Source organism: Pseudoduganella sp. R-31 (assembly GCF_049913235.1).
In the GTDB taxonomy this organism is placed as follows: Bacteria; Pseudomonadota; Gammaproteobacteria; order Burkholderiales; family Burkholderiaceae_D; genus Rugamonas.
This window is the reverse complement of the sequence record NZ_CP183986.1, coordinates 2,246,407-2,268,946: the sequence shown is the minus strand read 5'-3', so window position 1 is coordinate 2,268,946 and position 22,540 is coordinate 2,246,407. Positions and strand designations below refer to the sequence as shown.

General features: G+C 58.9%; 26 protein-coding genes and 1 other RNA gene. 15 read left to right on the top strand and 12 right to left on the bottom strand.

The window, feature by feature from the left end; translation table 11 throughout:
- Window positions 1–18 precede the first annotated feature (18 nt).
- The 5 genes from pheA to gyrA form a co-directional block, all read right to left on the bottom strand.
- Window positions 19–1,092: a prephenate dehydratase gene (gene pheA, locus ACN9MY_RS10380; RefSeq protein WP_426170415.1), complete on the bottom strand. Its 1,074-nt coding sequence runs from the start codon at window positions 1,090–1,092 to the stop codon at window positions 19–21.
- Between the two features lie 131 nt (window positions 1,093–1,223).
- Window positions 1,224–2,306, bottom strand: a complete 1,083-nt coding sequence (gene serC, locus ACN9MY_RS10375) for a 3-phosphoserine/phosphohydroxythreonine transaminase (RefSeq protein ID WP_426337275.1) — start codon at window positions 2,304–2,306, stop codon at window positions 1,224–1,226.
- Window positions 2,307–2,317: 11 nt separating this feature from the next.
- Window positions 2,318–2,824: a DUF2059 domain-containing protein gene (locus ACN9MY_RS10370; RefSeq protein WP_426337274.1), complete on the bottom strand. Its 507-nt coding sequence runs from the start codon at window positions 2,822–2,824 to the stop codon at window positions 2,318–2,320.
- A gap of 10 nt (window positions 2,825–2,834) precedes the next feature.
- The gene (locus ACN9MY_RS10365; protein ID WP_426337273.1) at window positions 2,835–3,359 is read right to left on the bottom strand and encodes a DUF2059 domain-containing protein; all 525 of its coding nucleotides are present in this window, start codon (window positions 3,357–3,359) and stop codon (window positions 2,835–2,837) included.
- A gap of 85 nt (window positions 3,360–3,444) precedes the next feature.
- Entirely contained in the window at window positions 3,445–6,066 is a 2,622-nt protein-coding gene (gene gyrA / locus ACN9MY_RS10360) for a DNA gyrase subunit A (protein WP_426170408.1), read from the bottom strand.
- A 265-nt stretch (window positions 6,067–6,331) separates the two neighbouring features.
- Here gyrA and ompA point away from each other — a divergent pair, with 265 nt between their 5' ends.
- The 5 genes from ompA (at window position 6,332) to ssrA (ending at window position 10,099) form a co-directional block, all read left to right on the top strand.
- Window positions 6,332–7,054 (top strand): outer membrane protein OmpA, encoded by a 723-nt coding sequence (ompA, locus tag ACN9MY_RS10355; RefSeq protein ID WP_426322191.1) that lies wholly within the window; start codon window positions 6,332–6,334, stop codon window positions 7,052–7,054.
- A gap of 146 nt (window positions 7,055–7,200) precedes the next feature.
- Window positions 7,201–7,896, top strand: coding sequence for a bifunctional 2-polyprenyl-6-hydroxyphenol methylase/3-demethylubiquinol 3-O-methyltransferase UbiG (gene ubiG, locus ACN9MY_RS10350; RefSeq protein WP_426170405.1), 696 nt, complete (start codon window positions 7,201–7,203; stop codon window positions 7,894–7,896).
- Window positions 7,897–7,943: 47 nt separating this feature from the next.
- Window positions 7,944–8,636 (top strand): HAD family hydrolase, encoded by a 693-nt coding sequence (locus ACN9MY_RS10345; protein ID WP_426322189.1) that lies wholly within the window; start codon window positions 7,944–7,946, stop codon window positions 8,634–8,636.
- An 84-nt stretch (window positions 8,637–8,720) separates the two neighbouring features.
- A complete protein-coding gene (locus tag ACN9MY_RS10340; protein WP_426170401.1) occupies window positions 8,721–9,695 on the top strand; it encodes a hypothetical protein in 975 nt (324 codons plus the stop codon).
- A 41-nt stretch (window positions 9,696–9,736) separates the two neighbouring features.
- Window positions 9,737–10,099, top strand: a transfer-messenger RNA (tmRNA) gene (ssrA, locus tag ACN9MY_RS10335).
- Window positions 10,100–10,689: 590 nt separating this feature from the next.
- On the opposite strand, the gene ACN9MY_RS10330 is transcribed toward ssrA, so the two are convergent.
- From ACN9MY_RS10330 to ACN9MY_RS10320, 3 genes are all read right to left on the bottom strand, one after another.
- Window positions 10,690–11,082 (bottom strand): Imm10 family immunity protein, encoded by a 393-nt coding sequence (locus tag ACN9MY_RS10330; RefSeq protein WP_426337272.1) that lies wholly within the window; start codon window positions 11,080–11,082, stop codon window positions 10,690–10,692.
- A 2-nt stretch (window positions 11,083–11,084) separates the two neighbouring features.
- A complete protein-coding gene (locus tag ACN9MY_RS10325) occupies window positions 11,085–11,444 on the bottom strand; it encodes a hypothetical protein (protein ID WP_426337633.1) in 360 nt (119 codons plus the stop codon).
- A gap of 340 nt (window positions 11,445–11,784) precedes the next feature.
- Window positions 11,785–12,930 carry an alpha/beta hydrolase family protein gene (locus ACN9MY_RS10320; RefSeq protein WP_426337271.1) on the bottom strand — a complete coding sequence of 382 codons (1,146 nt, stop codon included), beginning with the start codon at window positions 12,928–12,930 and terminating at the stop codon, window positions 11,785–11,787.
- Window positions 12,931–13,015: 85 nt separating this feature from the next.
- On the opposite strand from ACN9MY_RS10320, the gene ACN9MY_RS10315 reads away from it, so the two are divergent.
- The 4 genes from ACN9MY_RS10315 (at window position 13,016) to ACN9MY_RS10300 (ending at window position 14,532) form a co-directional block, all read left to right on the top strand.
- Entirely contained in the window at window positions 13,016–13,369 is a 354-nt protein-coding gene (locus ACN9MY_RS10315; RefSeq protein WP_426322183.1) for a gamma-glutamylcyclotransferase family protein, read from the top strand.
- 81 nt (window positions 13,370–13,450) lie between these two features.
- Window positions 13,451–13,858: a hypothetical protein gene (locus ACN9MY_RS10310; RefSeq protein WP_426322181.1), complete on the top strand. Its 408-nt coding sequence runs from the start codon at window positions 13,451–13,453 to the stop codon at window positions 13,856–13,858.
- A 2-nt stretch (window positions 13,859–13,860) separates the two neighbouring features.
- On the top strand, window positions 13,861–14,229 hold the full coding sequence (locus tag ACN9MY_RS10305; RefSeq protein WP_426170387.1) for a hypothetical protein: 369 nt from the start codon (window positions 13,861–13,863) through the stop codon (window positions 14,227–14,229).
- A gap of 57 nt (window positions 14,230–14,286) precedes the next feature.
- Complete coding sequence (locus ACN9MY_RS10300) at window positions 14,287–14,532, top strand: hypothetical protein (protein ID WP_426170386.1); 246 nt, start codon at window positions 14,287–14,289, stop codon at window positions 14,530–14,532.
- Here the strand turns inward: ACN9MY_RS10300 and ACN9MY_RS10295 are convergent.
- Window positions 14,512–14,796, bottom strand: coding sequence for a HigA family addiction module antitoxin (locus ACN9MY_RS10295; protein ID WP_426170384.1), 285 nt, complete (start codon window positions 14,794–14,796; stop codon window positions 14,512–14,514). The genes ACN9MY_RS10300 and ACN9MY_RS10295 overlap by 21 nt on opposite strands.
- A gap of 71 nt (window positions 14,797–14,867) precedes the next feature.
- On the opposite strand from ACN9MY_RS10295, the gene ACN9MY_RS10290 reads away from it, so the two are divergent.
- The 6 genes from ACN9MY_RS10290 (at window position 14,868) to ACN9MY_RS10265 (ending at window position 19,318) form a co-directional block, all read left to right on the top strand.
- On the top strand, window positions 14,868–15,659 hold the full coding sequence (locus ACN9MY_RS10290; RefSeq protein WP_426322178.1) for a substrate-binding periplasmic protein: 792 nt from the start codon (window positions 14,868–14,870) through the stop codon (window positions 15,657–15,659).
- A gap of 57 nt (window positions 15,660–15,716) precedes the next feature.
- On the top strand, window positions 15,717–15,995 hold the full coding sequence (locus tag ACN9MY_RS10285; RefSeq protein WP_426322176.1) for a hypothetical protein: 279 nt from the start codon (window positions 15,717–15,719) through the stop codon (window positions 15,993–15,995).
- Window positions 15,996–16,095: 100 nt separating this feature from the next.
- Window positions 16,096–18,183: a TonB-dependent receptor gene (locus tag ACN9MY_RS10280; RefSeq protein ID WP_426337270.1), complete on the top strand. Its 2,088-nt coding sequence runs from the start codon at window positions 16,096–16,098 to the stop codon at window positions 18,181–18,183.
- Window positions 18,184–18,231: 48 nt separating this feature from the next.
- Entirely contained in the window at window positions 18,232–18,531 is a 300-nt protein-coding gene (locus tag ACN9MY_RS10275; RefSeq protein WP_426170377.1) for an antibiotic biosynthesis monooxygenase family protein, read from the top strand.
- Entirely contained in the window at window positions 18,531–18,962 is a 432-nt protein-coding gene (locus ACN9MY_RS10270) for a YybH family protein (protein WP_426337269.1), read from the top strand. The genes ACN9MY_RS10275 and ACN9MY_RS10270 overlap by 1 nt, the downstream gene beginning before the upstream one ends.
- A 56-nt stretch (window positions 18,963–19,018) precedes the next feature.
- Complete coding sequence (locus ACN9MY_RS10265; protein ID WP_426170375.1) at window positions 19,019–19,318, top strand: hypothetical protein; 300 nt, start codon at window positions 19,019–19,021, stop codon at window positions 19,316–19,318.
- 82 nt (window positions 19,319–19,400) lie between these two features.
- Here the strand turns inward: ACN9MY_RS10265 and ACN9MY_RS10260 are convergent, their stop codons facing one another.
- The 3 genes from ACN9MY_RS10260 to ACN9MY_RS10250 all read right to left on the bottom strand — a co-directional run bounded on the left by ACN9MY_RS10260 (window position 19,401) and on the right by ACN9MY_RS10250 (window position 22,535).
- Window positions 19,401–20,480 (bottom strand): hypothetical protein, encoded by a 1,080-nt coding sequence (locus ACN9MY_RS10260; RefSeq protein ID WP_426322171.1) that lies wholly within the window; start codon window positions 20,478–20,480, stop codon window positions 19,401–19,403.
- A gap of 9 nt (window positions 20,481–20,489) precedes the next feature.
- Window positions 20,490–21,359: a trypsin-like serine peptidase gene (locus ACN9MY_RS10255; RefSeq protein WP_426337268.1), complete on the bottom strand. Its 870-nt coding sequence runs from the start codon at window positions 21,357–21,359 to the stop codon at window positions 20,490–20,492.
- 7 nt (window positions 21,360–21,366) lie between these two features.
- A protein-coding gene (locus tag ACN9MY_RS10250) for an IS3 family transposase (protein ID WP_426317910.1) occupies window positions 21,367–22,535 on the bottom strand; the annotation gives its coding sequence in 2 pieces (ribosomal slippage) (window positions 21,367–22,268 and window positions 22,268–22,535; 1,170 coding nt in all).
- Window positions 22,536–22,540: the final 5 nt, after the last annotated feature.

Genomic DNA, 22,540 nt, shown 5'->3' with positions numbered 1-22,540 from the left:
TCTAATCTCTTTTAAAGGTCAGGTGAGGCTGGTCGGGTAAGAGCCCAGCACTTTGAAGAAGGCAGCATTGTCCTTGAGTTCAGCCAATGCCTTTGTCACGGACGGGTCTTGTACGTGCCCTTCCACGTCTACATAAAAATAGTATTCCCAGGTGCCGATGCGGGCCGGGCGCGACTCGAAGCGCGTCATCGACACGCCATGCTTGGCCAACGGAGCCAGCAACTGGTACACGGCGCCGGCCTTGTTCGGCACTGCCAGCACCATCGAAGTGTGGTCGCGGCCGGACGGATTGGTCTGCAGGCTGCCGATCACCACGAAGCGGGTGCGGTTGTGCGGGTCGTCCTGGATGTGGGCGTTCACCACGCCCAGTCCATATTGCGCGCCGGCGTGTTCGCTGGCGATGGCAGCGATGGTCGGGTCGTCGCCCGCCATGCGTGCCGCTTCAGCATTCGAGGCCACGGCGCGGCGCTCGATGTGCGGATAATTCTGGTTCAACCAGACCTGGCATTGGGCCAAGGCCTGCGAATGGGCACAGATCACCTGCACGCCTTCCATGGTGCCGGTCTTGGTCATCAGGCTGTGATGGACCGCGATGGCGATCTCGCCGGAGATCAGGCAAGGTGTGGCCAGCATCAGGTCGAGGGTGCGGTTCACGGCGCCTTCGGAGGAATTCTCGACCGGCACCACGCCGAAATCGGCGGTACCGGCTTCCGTCGCGCGGAACACTTCGTCGATGGAGGCGCAAGGGATGCCATCCACTGCTGTGCCGAACTGGGCGTACACCGCCTGTTCGCTGAAGGTGCCGGCCGGGCCGAGATAGGCCACGGTCACGCGGCGCTCCAGTGCGCGGCATGCCGACATGATTTCGCGGAAGATGGTCTGCACTTCGCGTGCACCCAGGGGGCCAGGGTTGCGGTCGGCCACGCCGCGCAGCACCTGGGCTTCGCGCTCGGGACGGAACACGGGCGCGTTGGTTTCGGCCTTGACGTGGCCGACTTCCTGCGCCACTTTGGCGCGCTCATTGAGCAACGCCAGGATTTGCGCGTCGATCGAATCGATCTTCTCGCGGAGGGGTTTCAGTTTGTCTGTCATTAGTTTGCGTTCACTTTTGTGCTGGCTTAAACCGGTAACCCGGTGCCTGACCCGCAGGGTCAGGCACCTCCGGCCTGCGGCGGCTGCGTATAGGTGTCTGACCCCGTGGGTCAGACACCGGTTTGCCGGTTTTAACGGCCAGCAAATTCGTTCAAATAATCGACCAGCGCTTGCACGCCCTCGATCGGCATCGCGTTATAGATCGACGCCCGCATACCACCGACGGACTTGTGGCCCTTCAGCTGCAACAGCCCGCGCGCCTTCGCACCGGCCAGGAATGCTTCATTTTTCGATTCGTCGCGCAGGTAGAACGGGATGTTCATGCGCGAACGGTATTCTTTTGCGACGCGATTCTGGTAGAACTCGTCGGCGTCGAGTGCGTTGTACAGCAGCTCGGCTTTCTCAATATTACGCTTTTCCATGGCAGCCACGCCGCCCTGCTTCTTCAGCCACTGGAACACCAGGCCGGCAATATAAATGCCGTAGGTCGGTGGCGTGTTGTACATCGATTCATTATCCGCCACGTTCTTGAAGTCGAAGGCGGATGGGCAGAATGGCAGCGCCTTGCCGATCAAGTCATCGCGCACGATAACCACGGTCACGCCGGCCGGACCGATATTCTTTTGCGCACCGCCGAAAATCACGCCGTACTTGCTGACGTCCACCGGACGCGACAGGATGTGGGACGACATGTCGGCCACGATATCGGTATCGCCCTGCGCGGTCGGCACAAAGTTGAATTCAACGCCGTCGATGGTCTCGTTGGTGCAGATGTGCAGGTAGGACGCGCCCGGCGTGAGCTTCCAGTCCTTCTGGTCCGGCACGCGGTCGAAGCCGGTAGCCTGCGACGAGGCAGCCACATTGACGCGGGCATAGCGCGCCGCTTCCTTGATCGACTTGCTGGACCAAGAGCCGGTCTGCACGAAATCGATGGTGCTGTCGGCGCCGCCGCACAGGTTCATCGGCAGCACGGCATTCTGCGACAGGCCGCCGCCCTGCATGAACAGGATCTTGTAATTGTCCGGCACCGCCAGCAGCTCGCGCAGGTCGCGCTCGGCCGCGCGGTAGATCGAAATGAACTCCGGACCACGGTGGCTCATCTCCATGACGGACATCCCGCTACCCTGCCAGTCAAGCATTTCAGCGGCCGCCTGTTGCAGCACTTCCTTAGGCAGCACGGCCGGGCCGGCGGAGAAATTGTAGGTGTTCGTCACTTCGATACTCCTCACTTCGTTTGTTCGACAATGCGCTTGGCGCGCTCCTGCACCAGCTTTTGTGCAGCCTGTGCGCTTTCGCCCATCAGGACAGGCATGACTTCCAGCGATTTCTTGCCGGCCGGGCTGCGGTAGAAAGCCGTCAATGCCTTCACTTCATCTTGCGTGAAATGACGCGTGTACAGCGGCACCACCTGGTTGTACAGCTCGTCGACCAGCTTCGGATCGTTCAGGTCCTTTTGCAGCGCGATGGTGATGGCCGGCATGCGGCGCTCCACAGTCGCCAGTTCCGCCTTGCGCTGCTCCTCGCTGAGTTTGGGATTATTGCGCGCCATCGTTTCCGCACGCATGCGCAGGATCTGCGGAAGCGTCTTCGCCAGGTTTTGCAGCGAAACAGCCATGTTGGCGCGGGCGCCAGTCGTTTCCATCAGCTCACGGACCGATGCTTCGCTTGCCGGGGCGGCATGGACTGCGGCGGCGAAAGCGAATACTGCAGCTGCAAAGGCGATCTTCTTCATGCTTGCTCCCTTATTTATAACGGAACTGCTCCATTGCCTTCTGAATGCGCGGCATGGTCACGCGCTGGCCAATCGCCATCGATTCTGCCATCACTTGCGGCATCAACTGCATGCTCTTCATGCCGACCGGCGTGCGGTAGTAAGCCGCGATCTGTTTCAGTTCGTCGGCAGTGAAATGGCGCGAGTACAGCGCGATCATTTCCGCTTCCATATCCGCCATCAGGCCCGGGTCCGTGAAAACGCTGTTCAGCATTTCAGTCATTTTCGGCAATTGCGCCTGCAGCTGCTGCAGCTTTTCCTTGCGCTGCGCCTCGGTCAGGGTAGTGTCGGCCTGGATCGTGGCTTCGATCTGCTGGCGCATGATGCCAGGCAGCGTCTTCGACATCTGCTCCATCGACGCCTTCCACATGGTGCGGTAGTTCATTGCGTCCAGCAGTTCGCGCACTGCGGCGGCATTGGCCGGCGCCGGTTCGGCAGCGAATGCGCCCTGGGCCAGGGCGAGGGAAGCGATCAAGGCTACGACGATTTTCTTCATTGCTTATCCGTTTTTCGAATTTGGTCGTTGAAAAAACTAACGGGCCCGGCCTGATCACTCAGACGGGGCCCGTTGCGGGTCGGCCTTATTCGGCCGCGTCGCCGTTTTCGGCTTCCGCTTCAGGCTCGTCGGCGTCTGCCTCGACGATCCGCTGCAAGCCCGAGAGCTTGGTGCCATCCTCCACCGCAATCAGGGTCACGCCCTGGGTCGCGCGGCCCATCTCGCGGATCTCCGATACCCGGGTGCGGATCAGCACACCGCCGGTCGTGATCAGCATGATCTCGTCGGTTGCCTGCACCAGGGTTGCCGCCACCACCTTGCCGTTACGCTCGGAGGTCTGGATCGCGATCATGCCCTTGGTGCCGCGGCCGTGGCGGGTGTACTCGGTGATCGGGGTACGCTTGCCGAAGCCGTTCTCGGTTGCGGTCAGCACCGACTGCTGCTCGTTCTCTGCCACCAGCAACGCAATCACGTTCTGGCCTTCTTCCAGGTTCATGCCGCGCACACCGCGCGCGGTACGGCCCATCGGACGCACGTCGTTTTCGTCGAAGCGCACTGCCTTGCCGGCGTCGGAGAACAGCATCACATCGTGCTTGCCGTCGGTCAGCGCAGCACCGATCAGGAAGTCGCCCTCGTCCAGGTCGACCGCGATGATGCCGGCCTTGCGTGGATTGGAGAAGTCCTTCAGCGGGGTTTTCTTCACGGTACCGAGGCTGGTCGACATGAAGACGTAGTGGTCTTCCGGGAAGGTGCGGTTTTCGCCGGACAGCGGCAGCACCACGGTGATCTTCTCGTTGTCCTGCAGCGGGAACATGTTCACGATCGGCTTGCCGCGCGAAGTACGCGAGCCTTGCGGCACTTCCCATACCTTCAGCCAGTACATGCGGCCACGGTTGGAGAAGCACAGGATGTAATCGTGGGTGTTGGCGATGAACAGCTGGTCGATCCAGTCTTCATCCTTGGTTGCCGCCGCCTGCTTGCCGCGGCCGCCGCGCTTCTGGGCGCGGTATTCGGACAGCGGCTGGGCCTTCATATAGCCCATGTGCGACAGGGTCACCACCATGTCCTGCGGCGTGATCAGGTCTTCGGTTTCCAGATCGGTCGCGTTGTTCTCGATGTTCGAACGGCGCGGATCTTTCTCGCCGAACTCCAGCTTGGAGGCATTCAGTTCGTCGGTGATGATGGCGGTCACGCGCGAAGGCTTGGACAGGATGTCCAGCAGGTCGGCGATCAGGGCCATCACGTCCTTGTACTCGTTGACGATCTTGTCCTGTTCCAGGCCGGTCAGGCGCTGCAGGCGCATCTGCAGGATTTCGCCTGCCTGTTCGTCGGAGAGCTTGTACAGGCCGTCGGACTGCAGGCCGTAGTGCTTCGGCAAGTGCTCAGGACGGAAGGCTTCGATGCCGCCCTGGCCTTCTTCGCCGGTACGCTTCAGCATTTCGCGCACGATGGACGAATCCCAGCCGCGCGCCATCAGTTCCTGTTTCGCGATCGGCGGCGTCGGCGCCGCCTTGATGATGGCGATGAAATCGTCGATGTTGGCCAGTGCAACCGCCAGGCCTTCCAGCACGTGGCCGCGTTCGCGCGCCTTGCGCAATTCGAATACGGTACGGCGGGTCACCACCTCGCGGCGGTGCGACAGGAAGGTGGCCAGCAGGTCCTTCAGGTTCATCAGCTTCGGCTGGCCGTCCACCAGGGCGACCATGTTCATGCCGAAGGTATCCTGCAACTGGGTCTGCTTGTACAGGTTGTTCAGCACCACTTCCGGCACTTCACCGCGTTTCAGCTCGATCACCACGCGCATGCCCGACTTGTCGGACTCGTCGCGGATGTCGGAAATGCCTTCCAGCTTCTTGTCGCGCACGTTTTCGGCGATGCGCTCCAGCAGGGACTTCTTGTTGACCTGGTATGGCAGCTCGTCCACGATGATCGCGGTGCGGCCGCCTTCCTTGCCGTATTCCTCGAAGTGGGTCTTGGCGCGCATGACCACGCGGCCACGGCCGGTACGGTAACCATCGCGCACGCCGGATACGCCGTAGATCGTGCCGCCGGTCGGGAAGTCCGGCGCCGGGATGATCTCGATCAGTTCATCGATCGAGCAATCCGGGTTGGACAGCACGTGCAGCGCGCCGTTGATCACTTCCGTCAGGTTGTGCGGCGGGATATTGGTCGCCATACCCACTGCAATACCGGAGGAACCGTTGATCAGCAGGTTAGGAATCTTGGTCGGCAGGACGGTAGGCTCTTTCTCCTTGCCGTCGTAGTTCGGCGCGAAATCGACGGTTTCCTTGTCGATGTCGGCCAGCAGTTCCTGCGAAATCTTGTCCAGGCGGCACTCGGTATAACGCATCGCCGCGGCGTTGTCGCCGTCGATGGAACCGAAGTTACCCTGGCCGTCGACCAGCATGTAGCGCAGCGAGAAATCCTGCGCCATGCGCACCAGCGTGTCGTAAATCGACGCGTCGCCGTGCGGGTGGTACTTACCCATGACTTCACCCACGACGCGGGCGCATTTCACGTAAGGACGGTTCCACACGTTGTTCAGTTCGTGCATCCCGAACAGGACGCGGCGGTGTACTGGCTTCAGACCGTCACGAGCGTCCGGCAGAGCTCGGCCAACGATCACGCTCATGGCGTAATCGAGGTAGCTCTTGCGCATCTCTTCTTCGAGGGAAATTGGGATTGTTTCTTTTGCGAATTGATCCATTGGCGGGTCGATCTATAGTGTCCAGGCGTACAAGCCTGCGATTTTAGCATGGCGCCAAGGCGGCCGGATGAAAGTCATCTGGTTGACACAAATGCACCTTATTATGACCGCTGCGTTGCAACAAAACAACATTTTGGTCAGATACGCGAAACTGCCCTTTTCTCCCAGTTTTGATGCGGTTTTGCAAAATATGGCAAAATGGTCGAGAAACTAATGAAAAAGCTAGTTTTATTTGCGTGACACCCCGTTTAAGGAAAAGACCAATATGAAGAAAATCCTCGCCACCGTGTTTGCTGCGTCTTCCGTTCTGGCCGGCCCTGTGCTAGCACAAGACAAGCCAACCGCTCCTCCGTTCGCACCAGTAACCCAGGACATCAAGGCCGCGACGCCAAAGAGCGCCTATGTGCAGGATGCCCGCGGCGTCATCGCCCGCAATCCGTTCGGCCTGTGCTGGCGCACCGGCTACTGGACCCCGGCCGATGCCGTGCCAGGTTGCGACCTGCCGCTCTGCACCCCACCGGAAGAGCTGAAGGATGGCAAGTGCGTGCTGCCACCACCGCCACCAGCACCAGAGCAGCCGCCAGTCGCCGTACCGCCAGTCGCAACCCCGGCAGCCCCGACCGCAGTACCGACCGCTGAGAAAGTTTCCTTCGCAGCCGACGCCTTCTTCGACTACGACAAGGCCGTGCTGAAGCCAGAAGCGAAAGAAAAGCTGGACGAACTGGCTGGCAAGCTGGACGGCATCAACCTGGAAGTGATCATCGGCGTCGGCCACACCGACTCCATGGGCACCGACCAGTACAACGACAAGCTGTCGCTGCGCCGCGCAGAAGCCGTCAAGGCATACCTGCTGAGCAAGGGCGTTGAAGCCAACCGCGTGTACACCGAAGGCAAGGGCGAGAAGCAGCCAATCGCGGACAACACGACCGCCGAAGGCCGCGCCAAGAACCGCCGCGTGGAAATCGAGGTTGTTGGCACCAAGAAGTAATTCCCGGCGCTAAAGCGCTATTGCAGCCCCGCCCTGAGCGGGGCTTTTTTTTTGAACCGGTGAATCTGGGTCTGACCCTTGGGTCAGACCCAGATTCACCGGTTTTGTGCTTGGGCACCGGAAGAATCTAAAGTATCATCCGCCCTATGAACGCCGACCCATTAGAACTGCAAAAATTCAGCGAACTGGCCCATCACTGGTGGGACCCCACGTCCGAATTCAAACCCCTGCACGAGATCAATCCGCTGCGCCTGGAATGGATCAACGCCCGCGCCCCGCTGGCCGGGAAAAACGTGATCGACATCGGTTGCGGCGGAGGCATCCTGTCCGAGTCCATGGCCCGCAAAGGCGCCAAGGTCACCGGCATCGACCTGTCCGAAAAAGCCCTCAAAGTAGCCGACCTGCACAGCCTGGAATCCGGCGTACCGGTACGCTACAAGCTGATCGCCGCCGAAGAAATGGCAGCCCAGGAAGCAGGCCAGTACGACGTGGTCACCTGCATGGAAATGCTCGAGCACGTGCCGGACCCGGGCGCCATCGTGCGCGCAGCAGCCGCCCTGGTAAAGCCGGGCGGCCACGTCTTCTTCTCCACGCTGAACCGCAACCCCAAGGCCTACCTGTTCGCGGTGATTGGCGCAGAATACCTGCTGCGCATGCTCCCCAAGGGCACGCACGATTATGAAAAGTTCATTACTCCAGCCGAACTGTCGCAATATGTGCGCACTGCTGGACTGCAAGTAGATGCCTTGAAGGGCATGGGCTACAATCCGCTCACCAAGGTCTACTCCCTGAACAACGACACCAGCGTTAATTACCTGGTGGCCTGCACCCGCCCCGCATAAAGCCAGGCGGCCTGCGCGCCGCCTGCTTCGAAAGCCCCTTCCCTACCATGAGCCTGTTCCCAGCCCCGCGCGCCATCTTGTTTGACCTGGATGGCACCCTGGCCGACACCGCGCCCGACCTGGCCGCCGCAATCAACCTGCTGCGCACCGTGCGCGGACTGGAGCCGACGCCGTACGAGGTGCTGCGCCCACAGGCATCGCACGGCGCCCGCGGCATGATCGGCGTATCCTTCGGCCTCAAGCCGCAGGACGAAGGCTTTGAAGAACTGCGCGACGGCTTCTTCACCAATTACGAAGCGGCGATGGCAGTGCACAGCACCCTGTTCGACGGCATTCACGAAATGCTGGCCGGGATTGCCGAAGCCGGGCTGCGCTGGGGCATCGTCACCAACAAGCCAGCCCGCTTCACCGACCCGCTGGTGCCGCAAATCGGCCTGGAACTGGCAAGCTGCGTGGTCTCCGGCGACACGACTCCCCACGCAAAGCCGCACCCCGCCCCATTGCTGGAAGCCGCTTCCCGCCTTGGCCTGGCGCCGGAAGAATGCTGGTACGTCGGCGACGACCTGCGCGACATCCAGGCCGGCCATGCCGCCGGAATGCGCACCGTCGCCTGCCAGTGGGGCTATTGCGGCGCGGTCGAACCCGCAGCCTGGGGCGCCGACCACCTGCTGGCCTCACCGGCCGACTTGCTGGACCTGATTCGCGCAACCGTACCATCCCCGACACCGTTGGCAGCCTAGAAACTACGTTATCACTTGCCCAACGGCAATAAATTTCTATACTATAGTCAGTAGCGATTACAGAAAAAGGCAACTGGAGATTTTATGGACGGGGACGACAACATCGAGACGGCGCTCCCACCGCGCAGCAGCGCGCCGCAGGTCTGGGATGCCTCCGTTGCCGAGAGCCGCTTCTACTGGTACGACCTGCTGGTCAACGACCCGCTCGAGCCCGACTTCCGCGCCCCGATCGGCCGCTACCAGCGCCGCATGCAGTTCGCGCTCGACGCGACCATGGAAAAGCAGCTGCTGTTCTTCGTCGTCTCCCGCCCGCGCCTGCGCTTCGACATCAAGAAAGGCACGAGCTGGGGCTTCTTCGGCCTGAAACTGACTGTGCCGCTGCTGGCCGGCACCGACAACCGCAAGGAATCGCTCACGATCGAGCTGGAAGTGCCGTTTGAAGCGACCTTCAAAAAGCCGATCGTCACCTTGCACGACAAATACATCACGCTGAACTGGGGCGCGCTGACGGAATGCTATTCCGCGCACGACCTGCTGCAGAAATTCCCGAACGACCTGAAGTACGAAAGCACGGTGGAATACGTCGGCATCACGCGCGATCAGCAATCGCGCCTGGCCAAGGGCCGCCTGCCGTCCGTCAACCGCATCGTGGAAGAAAATGACGGCGCGCGCGACACCTTCCTGCTGATCAAGCGCATGGATGTGAAAGTGGAAACCGCAACCCAGGACCCGCTCGGCGAAGCCACCACCCGCTCGCACGTCGAAGTCATGGAAGGCGCGCTGATCCGCTACTTCGAAGGCGAAAAACCTGCCCACCACGGTACTATCGAAAGCAACAACCGGCGCAACCGCGTGGAGCAGTTGGTCGAGACTTACCAGCTGCAGAGCCTGACCGTCGACCTCGGCTTCAAGGAAGCCGACAGCTTCCACGACCTGAAGTCCGCCAACGTGCCAGTCTCGCGCCGCCACCTGGTCGAATTCACCTTCGGCCCCGGCGGCGAGATCCACGCCAATCGCCTGCCCGAGGATGCCCGCCCGCTGGTTTCGCTCGAAGAGTGACGCGGCGGAAAAGATTCATGTAAAATAGAGCTTCCTTCTGTGGGGACGACCTGGTTTCGACGTGGGTTGCAAAGCAGAACAGGGCATACCGAGGGCTGGTCACCTCGTAAATACATCCAGAAACAAACTAACTGCAAACGATAACTCGTACGCACTGGCAGCTTAATCGCTGACCTGCCCGACAACACCTCGCCCTTCGGGTGTGGCCGCAAGGCCGTGTTGGGTCATTTAGAAGGGATCGAGCTACGAGGGTTCACTTCGAGTAGCTCTAAATCTAAGGTGAATCGCTTGTCCGGAACGTGCACATCCGTGCCGTACAGGTTAAATTAAATGATAGTGCTAAGTATGTAGAACTGTCTGTAGAGTGCTTGCGGACGCGGGTTCGATTCCCGCCGTCTCCACCACCAATTCCTTTAAAATCATGAAGTTATGATTTTAATGCTGTCATTAATTGGACATTTAGGGGCTGTTTTGGCACTGGAATGACAGCATAATGACAACATGAAAATAGCCGCTTAGTGCGGCTATTTTTTCGCCATTAGCAAAGAGCCACACTGATGATGCAGCAGAGTGTTCTCCTATGATTAGCTTGATTGACTGCACTAGCAGGCTGCTGAAATACCGCCCCGAAGCATCAACCGGGGCGGCCCACCGAATGTAATCCTGAACGCTCCGACTTTCTGAAGTGCCACTGCGGAAGATAGTTTTGCGCTTCAAGGATGCTCATCCCATCCAGTTCGATTGCGGCCCAAGTTGACATTTATTCTTCCCATTCATTGAATCTGGAGCATGTGGCCGCATGGGCAGCACTAAGACGTTACCATGCTCCATCAAGCCAGCAACCACCTGCCCGCCTTCACCGGTTCTGGAGAACCATCACAACTTTCCAAACAGCGATCATGCAGCCCAAAAATTGGGCCGTAACCGAGCTAGGAAACAGCACTGCAGGCAGAAAATAATGCGCGCCCTACCCCGTTCCCGCAGGTGTCTGTTACTACCCAATGTTCAAGGCGCAGTCCGAGTCTCGGAAGATGAGTTCGAGGTGCCTGGCAAGTTGCTCCCTTTCCTCTTGTGACGCATGGAAGCGAACAATGATCTGCTCTACTTCATTGGCGTAATCACTCGGCTGTCGAAGATTCAGCTCCATTTGGCTGTGCTTTAACTTCGCGCTACTGATCCCGCCGTACCCAGACACTGATGGATTACCTATTTCCAGGAAGTAAGTGTTGAGTCCAAGCTCATCGTCTTGCTCATCCTCTTCGGTAGAGCGCTGCAAGATGATGTATTGAGAAGGCTCCATTGCATCGTCAGCGAAGCCAACGATGTAGGCTTCGTCTTGTTCGTCTACAGACACAACCGTCGCGTCGAATTCCAGTTTTTTACTCATAGCTATTTACACGGTGGTTTAGGTTTGCGAGTTTGCCACGTCTTCTTCTCTCCGTTCTCTACCCACTCATAGATCACGGTGCCGCCAGTGGCTTTCGCCTTGGCGTTCATCTTACCTCGGCAAGAAGGGCATGGCGGATACTGCCCTTCGATCAGCATTGTATCGCCCACATCCATCGGGACCTCTTTGGTCGCCCTGGCTTCGGTGTGCGTGGCAAGCGACGATTTGGGGAACCCTAGCGCCTTTTCTTCCGGGGTCATATTCCCACTGACGAATACGCCGCAGTCCGTGACCTGACCGTCCTTGCTGGTTACCGAAACATTCGCGGTATGGGTTCCCTTGCCAGTCCCGAACTTCGCCAGCCCTAAAGGATCAATCCAACCAGTGCCGTTTGGCGCGTACGAGGGGTATTTTTGGGGGTATTTACGTGTACCGAACTCAAATTTTCACGCTGTTTCTGCTCATACGGCATCGTTCGATACGGTAGCCGCCGTCTCCACCAACCGAACAAAAACTGGGGCTCCAAGCCAAGCTTGGAGCCCCAGTTTTTTGGCGCACACCAATTCTAGCGGTATGTCGTTTTCGCTCATAGAATTGCTTGACTTGCCGTTTTCCTTCGCATTTTCCAGCTCATCTAGACGGATTTGTCGTTTTCCCTCGCATTTTCAGGGTGATTTGTCGTTTTCCCTCGCAGAATTCCGCTTACAGTCCGCATGCCTCAACTGCATAAGCGCTCAGATTCGCACGACCTTCCAGCGTCAGGTTCTTCGCGAAGAAGCAGGCATAGGGGCGGTTGGTCGCTTGGTCAACGTAGAGATACCCGGTCGGCACGTTGTACGCGATGTCGAATTTCGAAGCCGGCTGGGTTGGTGAGAGCGCCTTGAATGCCAAGTGCAGTTTCAAGCCGAAGTTCGGATGATGGAAGTCGAAGCATCCCTCCGGATAAGCACAGCTGCCGTTCTGCGCAGGCAGATGAAGGGGCACGACTGTCTGCAGCGACTGGTCGGTCGGCATGCGCTCATATCGCATCGCGATGGGTGGGTCGTCGGTGGAGATTTCGTTGATCGCACTACCCGGCTGGTGGAAGTTTGCATAGAGCTCATCGAATGCCGGCCAACTGTCCGGGTGGATAAAGGTCTCCTTGACCTGGTCTTTCTCGTAGCTGGTTTGCGCCTGCACCGCATACACGGCCCTGACACGCGAAGACTTGGTCTGGTACGGGAACGGGCTTTGGACATCGGCCAGGTTCTTCGACAACGCATTCATCAGCCCAAGCGTGCCACGTGATTGGCCGACGATGAAAATATTCGTGCCATCAATGCCGAGCATGCCGGAACGGTGCCGCGCCCATTGCACCGCGCGTGCGATGTCCGTATTGGGGATATCGAGATTGGGCGGCTGGCCATACCTCTGGCTCGCAACCGGGTGGCGGAATTCGACCGACATGAACGCGAAGCCCAGCGCCAGCGCGGGCGTCACCAGCTTGGCATAAAGGTCGCCCTGCTGCGGCAGGTTATCGGTCATGCCGTTCGGATGCGCCCAGATGATCAAGGGCAGCCTTTGCGAGGCAGGCAGTGAAGCAGGTCGATAGAAGTCGAAGCGCTGGTCCAGCGTAACGTCGTAAGCACCGGCTGGCGACTTCTCCTCCCACGCTGTGCCCTCGGCATAGCAGATGTCCCTGGCTACTGTGGCCTGGGTTCCCTGTGTTTGGGTGTAGCTGGAAAGTTCGGCTTCTGTGCTGATCTTGCGGCATGGTTCTGCGGCTGCGAAGCCTGCGGAAGCCATCAGCAGCAGGCTGCTGAACACGCGCAGGAACGATTGGAAACGTGGCTGGAAATCTTGTCGCATTCTTTGCTCCGGTATTGGTGTTTGAATGGTGGACAGCTGCGTTACATTATCATTAAAACAATTCAATGTTCGCATCGGAGGCGAGATGGAAAAGTTTGAGAGGCTGTTTTCTTATGGGACGCTGCAACAGGAAGACGTTCAGCTTGCAACGTTTGGGCGCAAGCTTGAAGGCATGGCGGACAAGTTGAACGGGTATAAGCTCGGGCTGCAGGAGATCGATGATCCTGCCGTGGTTGCGACGAGCGGCAAGACGCACCATCCGATCATTTCGCGCAGTCGCAGCGAGGAGGATGCTGTCACGGGTTCGGTACTCCTTGTCACACCTGAGGAGCTACGACAAGCGGACTCGTACGAGGTGGCAGCGTATCGTCGGCACAGCGTCACGCTGGCATCCGGAACTGTTGCGTGGGCTTACGTCGACGCCCGCGACTTAGGCTGAAGCCACCAGCCATTGAGCAAGCTCAATCGAACCGATTGACTCATGCGTATCCTGGGTCTACTGCAGACCAGGGATACCACAATGGCACTCGACGGTCCGATGAAATGGCTCATCTTCGAAGGGCTGCTCCCAATTTTCGGCGCTGGCGTCCTTTATAGCCTATGGGGCCTGTTGATCGCCATAGCGAGAGGGTCTTGGAAACCGGCATTTGCTTGGCGTGAAGCGGTTGATCCGCTAGGTTGGCTTTACGGTGCATTAATCATTGCAATTCAGGCTTCTATCAGAAGTGCGGTCGGAAGGGCCGAACGTTCACTCCTAACATGGGGGTGTATGATTGGTGCAGGATTTTGTCTAATGCTATTGCTGGCTGCAATGAATCAACGCGGGCAAGCTTCAGGCTGGCAACCTCGACTGCCGCTCAAGGTCTTCGCAAGCCTCTTGGTCATTGGAGTACTATCTTTAGGCTATTTCGCACAAGAGGGAGCTTAAACATGACCGAGAACGATACTGAAAATCGGCAATACATCCTGATGAAGCTACGTGACCGATTCGCGACGAATCGCTCCAATGTCAGCATTTCGGAGAACGAGGCAAAGCTCCTTGAAGAAGCAATCATTTGCATGGAGGAGAGAGAAGCGAAAACGGTCCACAACTCTCCTTCGCCGCAACGCAAGCCATTCTTTTTGTCGATAGCGACCATACTTGCCGCTGCTGGCTCTTTTGGGTTACCTGTCATCGCATTTTGGCAAACGTCGGCCACACCTGCACTCATCGCAAGCGCCATAGGCCTGCTGGTCGGCATCGCCGCAGTCAAACTTGATCCGGGCTACAAAGGCTATTGGCTGCACGATGTGGACTGACGCACAGACCACACCAACTCGCGCACAGTAGCCTAAGCGCTTGGTCGAGGAGGCAGCGTGGAAAAACGAAGTCACCAGGAACGACGCAACGACAGCGGCACTGCCGAACGTTTTGACATGGCAGTGCGCACAGCCCTGGCTTTCGACCAGGGTGCAGCATATACCTACCTTGCCCTGTGCGGCGTGGAGCACATGCTGATCCGCTCCTTCGCCGAGCGCTTCCCGACGCAAGTTCGCTCGGTCGCATCCCTGCCCTGGCACTCCAGCGACCGCCGCGGCGATTCAATGCAGCGTGCGTTTTAGCGCGCGCCGCCCTTTTAGCAAGGCCCGGCGCGTGTCATAGGTGGTTTGCAGGTTGAGCCAGAACTCCGGCGTGGTGTCGAAATAGCTGGCCAGTTGCTGGGCGGTGGCGGGCGAAATGCTGCGCTCCTGCCGCACGATGCCAGTCAGGTAGCCGGGTTCCAGGTGCAGCACGCCTGCCAGCGTGCTCGCGGTCAGCCCCATTGGGTCCATGAATTCTTCCAGCAAGACTTCGCCCGGATGGATCGGGCGCATAGTGGTTTCCATAGTCGCCTCCTTCCATAAGATTCTACTCTGCCCAGCCTGCCGCTGTACTGTTGGCTTAGAATAGTAGCAGTATGAAATGCATAGCTTTCATTGCGGCTGCTCTCCTCGCATTCGCTGCCAACACCGTGCATGCCGCCTGCGGCACGATCCGTTACGCCTACCCCGACCAGCACCGCCCCCCATATTGGCTGGGCAATGGCCCCACCGTGCCCGATCCGCCCGGCGCCAACGTTGATTGGATCCGCGAGTTTGCCGCCAGCGGTGGCTGTGCGATCGAGCTGGTGCGACTGCCGGTGATGCGCTTGCGCAGCTCGCTCATCAGCGGCGCCGTGGACTTCGTGCCGGTCGACATCACCGCCGACGGTCAGCCGGGCATCGTGATCCCGCGCGATGCACAGGGCAAGCCAGACACCAAGCGCGCCACCACCCTGGTCGTGGCCGCCTTCGTGCGCGCCAAAGATGGCTATCCGCGCGACCTCGACCCGATGGAAATGGTGCGCGGCAAACGGGTGGGCGTGATGTTTGGCTCGTCCTATGCGGTGCGGCTGGAGAAGGCCGGCGCCGTCATCGACCAGGGCGCCCCCACTGTCCCGAGCAATTTTGAAAAGCTCCAGCTTGGCCGCATCGATGCCTTTGTGGTGCCGATGCTCACCGCGACGGACCTCGACAAGTATGTGGCCGACCGCTACAAGGGCCAACTGGTCCGGTTGGAGAAACCCGTGCTCAAATCCTTTAACTGGATCGCAACCAATACCGCCTATTACGAGGCCCACCGCCACGACGTCGATACGCTCTGGAACTGGATGGGCACCGAGGGCAACAAACGCTTCAACCTGCTGCTCCGCAAGTACACCGAGAACTAGGAGATTCCTCCCCGCAGGCCTACAATGAACTTTGGCCCTAGCTACAAGGAGGCAATCATGTCCACACTCAACAAGGGACGCAGCCTGGCGCAGCAAACCCACGATGGCACCAGCAGCATTGCGACCATGGGCGACGGCTGCACTGGCCGCCGCAACCTGTCGCAATCCCAGCAAGGCAACCAGCAATCGGCCGACACGGCCGGCCGTACCGACGACCTGCTATCCGGCTGTGTCGATGAGGACGAACGCGAGCACGGTTTCCAGACCGGTCCGCAATATCGGCAAGGCGACGCGCGGCAAACCGGCCCCGATACCGTCCGCCGCAGCGAACGCTAATTCTTAATCCAGTACAAGATTTACTGTTGAACAAATTTCCTGGGTGGCGCATAATTGAGAATGATAACAATTCTCATTACGTAGCCACTTAGGAAATAGCATGTCGTTGAACAAGTCCCCGCTGGCGCTTGCCATTGCGCTGGCGTTGCCGCATTTCGCCGTATTCGCCGAAGAAGCCACCCTCCCCTCCGTCACCGTCACCGCCGGCCGCGAAGCTGCCTACAACCCGGGCACGGCCACCAGCGCCACCAAGATCGACGCGCCGCTGCGCGACATTCCGCAAACTGTGAACGTGGTGCCGCAGGAACTGCTGCGCGACAAAGGCGTGAGCTCGATGGAGGATGCTATGAAGGGTATCCCGGGCGTCGGCCTGTCGCACGGCGACGGCCAGCGCGACCAGGTGACCATCCGCGGCTTCACAGCGATCGCCGACCAGTTCATCGATGGCATGCGCGACGACGCGCTGTATTTCCGCGACCTGTCCAATGTCGAACAGATTGAAGTGATCAAGGGCCCGGCCTCGGTGCTGTATGGCCGCGGTTCGTCGGGTGGCATGATCAACCGCATCACCAAGAAGCCTGGCATCGACCGCACCGAAGCCAGCGTGACCTTCGGCAGCTGGAGCAAGAAGCGCGGCGAGTTCGACGTGGCGCGCAACCTGAAGGACAGCGGCGTCGCTTTCCGCGTCACCGGCGCCAAGGAAGATTCGGACAGCTACCGCGACCAGCAATTCCTCAAGCGTGAAGCACTGTCGCCGTCCCTGCTGTGGAAGCTGAGCGCCGATACCTCCCTGCTGCTGCAGGGTGAATACCTGTCCGACCGCCGCCTGACCGACTTCGGCATCCCTTCCTACAAGGGCTCGCCGGTCGACGTGGCCCCAGGCACCTACTACGGCGCGGCCAATGCACGCGATGTGGACTTCAGCCAGGCGCGCGTGAAATCGCTGGCTGCGGTGCTCGATCACCGATTCAACGCCAACTGGTCGCTGCGCAACGCTTTCCGCCGCTACGACTATTCGCTGAACCGCAACAACACCCTGGTCGGCAGCGTTAACGAAGCGGCGCAAACCGCCTCCCTCACCCACGGCAATGTGCGCCGCGAAGAAGACGGCTACTTCAACCAGACCGAGTTGACCCAGCGCGCAGAATTCTTCGGCATGCAGCACCAGTTGCTGTACGGCGTGGAGATCGGCAAGCAGGACAAGGACCAGGTCAACCGCTCCAGGACCAATGTCGCCACGGTCAACCTCTTCAAGCCGGTGCTGCCGGTACTGCAACGGGAAGCCAACGTCGCTCCGGGCACGGACAACCTCGGCATCATGAAGAACAAGAGCATCTACGTGCAAGACCTGGCGACGCTCACGCCGCAGTGGAAGCTGCTGGCCGGCGTGCGCTACGATGACTTCAGCCAGGAGACACGCGAACGCCGCGCAGGCCAGAAAGACCTGGAGCGCACCGACCGCGCCTGGAGCCCGCGCGCGGGCCTGGTGTACCAGCCGAGCGGCAGCGTTTCCTACTACGCTTCGTTCAGCAAGTCCTTCCAGCCTTCGGGTGAAACCTTCGCGCTGGCCGCCAACAATGCAGCCATCGAACCGGAAGAAACCACCAACAAGGAAGTGGGCGCCAAGATCGACCTGTTTGATGGCCAGGCGACTGTTGGCGCATCGCTGTTCCGCCTGCAGCGCACTGGCATCAAGGCCACCGATCCAGTCACGAACGTCGTCATGCCGGTCGGCACCCAGCGTACCGACGGCCTTGAGCTGACCTTCACCGGTGAACTGGGCCAGGGCTGGCAAGTGGCTTCCGGCCTGGCGCTGCTGGACGCGGAAATCATCAAGTCCATCGCCCGCGACGACGGCCAGAACGTACAAGGCAAGCAGCCAACGCTCACGCCCAAGCGCAGCGCCAACCTGTGGCTGAACAAGGCACTGGGCGGCGGCTGGTTCACCGGCGCCGGCGTGAACTACCAGGGCGACCGCTTTGCCAACCCGGGCAACACAACCACCCTGCCCGGCTACACCGTGGTCGATGCCATGGTGGCTTACCGCACCGCGTCGTACGACGTGCAGCTGAACGTGAACAACCTGTTCGACCGCGAATACATCGTTTCCGGCCACGGGTCAAGCAAGCTGCTTAACCTGCCGGGCGCGCCGCGCAATTTCCGCGTAACGGCCCGCTACCGCTTCTGATCCATCTGAGGCACAATCGGGACATTACTTTGCGAAAGGAATGTCCCGATGATTTACGAGCTGGCGGAATTTGAGATCAAGGATGGCCAGGGTGCCGAGTTTGAAGCAGCGGTGCAGAAGGCCGTGCCGCTGTTCCAGCGCGCCAAAGGCTGCAAGTCGATGCGGCTTGAGCGCGTGATCGAGCGCGCCAACACCTATATGCTGGTCATCGTGTGGGAAACGCTGGAGAACCACACCGTCGACTTCCGCGGCAGCGAAGACTTCCAGGCGTGGCGCGGCATGGTTGGCCAATACTTCGCCAACACCCCGCGCGTCGAACACACCAGCAACGTCGTCGCCGGATTCTGATGCGAATCCTCGCCTGCCTGCTGCTGGCTGCGGCCAGCCTGCCAGCATTGGCCGCCACGCCGGCCGAGACGATGGACGCTTTCCAGCGCGCGCTGGCCGAAGGCAAGCGCGATGCGGCGCTTGCCCTGCTCAGCCCCAAGGTGAAGATATTCGAATCGGGCTATACCGAAAATAGCCGCGACGAATATGCCGCGCACCATCTCGACAGCGATATCGACTTCCTGCGCACGACAAAAACGCGCCTGCTGCGCCATGAAGAACGCCGCGATGGCGCGACCGCAATCGTCATGCGCGAGACGGAAACCACCGGCAGCTACAAGGATGCCGAGATTCACCTGTTCGGGCTGGAAACCGCCGTGCTGGAAAAAGCGGGCGACGGCTGGCAGATCGTCCATTTGCACTGGTCGTCACGCAAGTCGCAGGCGAAGTAAGCGCGCGCCACGTCGCAGCGCCTTACGCGACAATCCCGCCAAACAGGAGACTAATCATGCCAAGCACCATTTACCGAAATTTCCGCCAGATCGCCGATGCCGAAGGCGCACGCAGCGCCCTGCTGGCCGAAGGCTTTGCCAATTCGGCCGTACAACTGAACCTGCATGAAGCACGCCCACTGAGCACTACTGCTTCGGCGGTGCAGAACATCATGGATTCGCTCACGCCGGACGATGTCGACAACACCGACAAGCCGGACCGCCCTGCCGCCCTGCTGTCGGTCGACGTCGATGATGACGCCCAGCGCGAGCAGGCCGACCGCATCATGTCGCGCTTCGGCGCGCAGGAAGCGTGACAACCAAAGGCGCCACGCAGACCAATTTCGCACCAATTAATCCATGCATCGAAGTTGGGCCCAACGCAAGGCCTTTGGAGAATTATTTGGCGGGAGTCGACGCTGTACCAGTTTTCTTGTCAATAGCATCCTTAATTGCGTCGCCGATTGATGTAGACGCTGCATCAACCACTGCTTTACGGTGCTGATCTTCTTTAAGGGCAGTCTCGATAGCGCGTCCTAGATCCAGGTTATCTTCGGTTTCGGTCAACACGGCAGTAATACGCAAAGGAATCGGATCGATATAGCCGTCCGCAGTAGTACGAGGCAACGGAGGCAGGAATGTATCTTTACCTTGAGATTGCAAATCTACATTCTCGCTGTTGACGCTTAGCATCCCCAGATCATACGTCTTCGCGTAAAAGGGCTTCCATTCGCCATTGGCTTCCATAATATCCATGTGCAATTCAACGCTGACATGTTTGCGCTTGCCATCTTCCGCCCCCGTGTTGAAGTAATCCAAACGGCCCGGGCGCAACGTACGATATAAGGTACGTGGCTGCTTAGCTTCAGGCGGGGGAGTTTTCTTTGCTGCAGCTGGAGCAACTGGTGCAGGGGAAGATTTTTCAGAACCGAGTGTCAACTCCATATAAAAATCAGGCACGCGCGCGAGATTCAGCTTACCAATCGCACTGTCCTTGTCGATTGCATGCCAAGGGCTGTCAGCACTCAATTTCGCATTGAGATCTTTCGACAATTTCAAATAATTATCGCTTTCCGCCTTGCCATGAGGGGCACGTATCAACGTGATGCAACCGAAGCTGAATTTCTTGGCATCTGGCGAGTACAACATCGTAGTCTGTACTGCGGTAGAAGATGAAGTCTTTTTCTCGTTGTGTTTCGCGAGAGCCTGAACGCCCTTGTCATACAACCACCCCGTCGCCGCTGGCACAACGGTATCGACCAGCGGTTTAAGGAGAGCGCCTGCGATCAACAGCATAGGCGAGTCGTCCTGCCCGGATTTCGTAACCGGGCATTTGTTGCTGACGTCGATGAACAGGGGCGGATCGGCGCGAGGGAATTGTGGCGCTGCGGTGGCCGAAACTTCCTTTTTCTCATCTGCAGCGAGAGCAACGGACGACAAGGCTCCCGTCAACATCGCGAAACACAGTATTTTTTTCATATATTCCCTTTAGTTTTGGATTGCCGTTTTGAGTGGAATCGCCCCCATATTGAACACGACTCCAGTATTTCCAGCGGCGCAAGCGCGGTGCTGGGTATTGAATGCAGTACCATGATGCACACCTACGACGACCGGCCTGCCACTTTCAAGTCTGGCCAGGAAAATTGGGCTTCCGCTGACGCCGCCAATCGTGTCGCACGCATGAATCATGCATCCATCCACACTCTTGGTGACGATGCGACAAGAAAGTGAGGAATCAAATCGGACATATTGCGGCCAGTCGGCCAACTTAATGGCTGCTGGCTTCGACGATGGCGCTGCAAGCGCTCGAGCAAACGGGGCGTGAAAGCCAGCCAATATTACTTCTGGCGGTTCGCTACTCACTTTGGAGCGCTCATCGCGAACAATTGGCCATAACCCACCTGGGTTATACGGCTGTTGAAGCTTCAACATAACTTGGTCAAAGGCCACCAGGCCATCATCTCGATTATCCTCTGCTGAGCCGAGCTCGCTCATCAGACTTATGACACGCTGCGGTGCGTTCATGGGAATGAAGACCAGACTGCTGATTTGTCGTTTACTTTGCAGCGCGCCATCATCAGATGCCCAACGAAAAATCACATGCCTTGCCGTATAAATTCGGTCTGGCGCCAGTTGTACAGCCATGCCTATTGGCAGATAAGTCTTGCTATTGATGACGATCCCTGAATGACCATCGCCCAACGACTCGCCCAGATCGACAATGACGCCAATTCGCTGTCGCATTTCGCTTGGAAAAACATGGCTGGTACACTTCTCATAGTACGTACGCACCAATGCGAGGTCATTGGTATCGATACTGTCAGCATCACCATGAGGTGTACTGTCAATAGTGGACACTCTCGTCTCAAGCTGCCAGCACTTCCTTGTTGAAGTCTGCCGCAAAGCGTGCCGGCGATTTGTAGCCAAGGCGCGAATGACGCCGTTGGCGGTTGTAGAAGATCTCGATGTACTCCGTAATGGCCGCCTGCGCTTCAGACCTGCATGCAAAGCGACGATGATGAACCAGCTCATTTTTCAAGCTGCCCCAGAAGCTCTCCATCGGCGCGTTGTCGAAGCAGTTTCCCTTGCGCGACATCGAAGTCTTCATTCCGAATTGGTTCTGCAGTTTCCTGTATTTCTCGGCGCAGTATTGACTGCCGCGATCAGAATGATGGATCAATCCCGCCGCCGGTCTTTTGTTGCGCACAGCCCGCCACAAGGCTTGCGCCGTCAAGTCCTGCGTCATGCGTGGCCCCATCGCATACCCCACCAGCTCGCAGGTGAAAACGTCCTTCACGCCGGCCAGATAGAGCCAGCCTTCCTCAGTCGCGATGTAGGTAATGTCTGCCACCCAGGCTTCGTTTGGCCGCGTCGGCAGGAACGTTTGGTTCAACAAGTTCGGCGCGACCGGCATGTCATGCCCGGAATTGGTGGTGGCCTTGAACTTGCGCTTTTGTCTGCAGCGCAGACCAAGTTCTGTCCGCAACCTGGCGACGCGATCACGCCCGGCCTCAAATCCTTGCTCCTGGAGTTCAGGATGAACGCGCAGCGTGCCATAGGTTTCGCGCGATTGCTGATGCACGGCCTGAATCGCCACCTTCAGCTTGGCGTCCTCCTGAGCGCGGCGCGACGGCTTGCGCCCCTGCCATGCGTAAAAGCCGCTGCGAGAGACATTGAAGACCCTGCAAAGCAAATCCGTCGGGTATCCGTCGAGTCGCACCGACTTCATGAACGCGTACCTGGCAGCGACTCCCTTGCAAAGTACGCCGTTGCTTTTTTTAGCACTTCCTTCTCCATGCGTTCAACGGCCAATTCTTTGCGCAGCCTAGCCACTTCCGCTTCAAGCTCCGCCACGCTGCGACTACCGGGAGCAGCCCCAGTATCATTGCTTCGCTTTGCAGCGTTAACCCAAGTCCCCAGTGTTCCCTTAGGAATGTCAAGCCGCTGCGCGGCTTCCTCCAGTGTCAGTCCCTGTGCGAGGACTAGTTTGACCGCCTCTGCCCGGAACTCCGGTGTGTATGTCTTCGATTTCATAAATG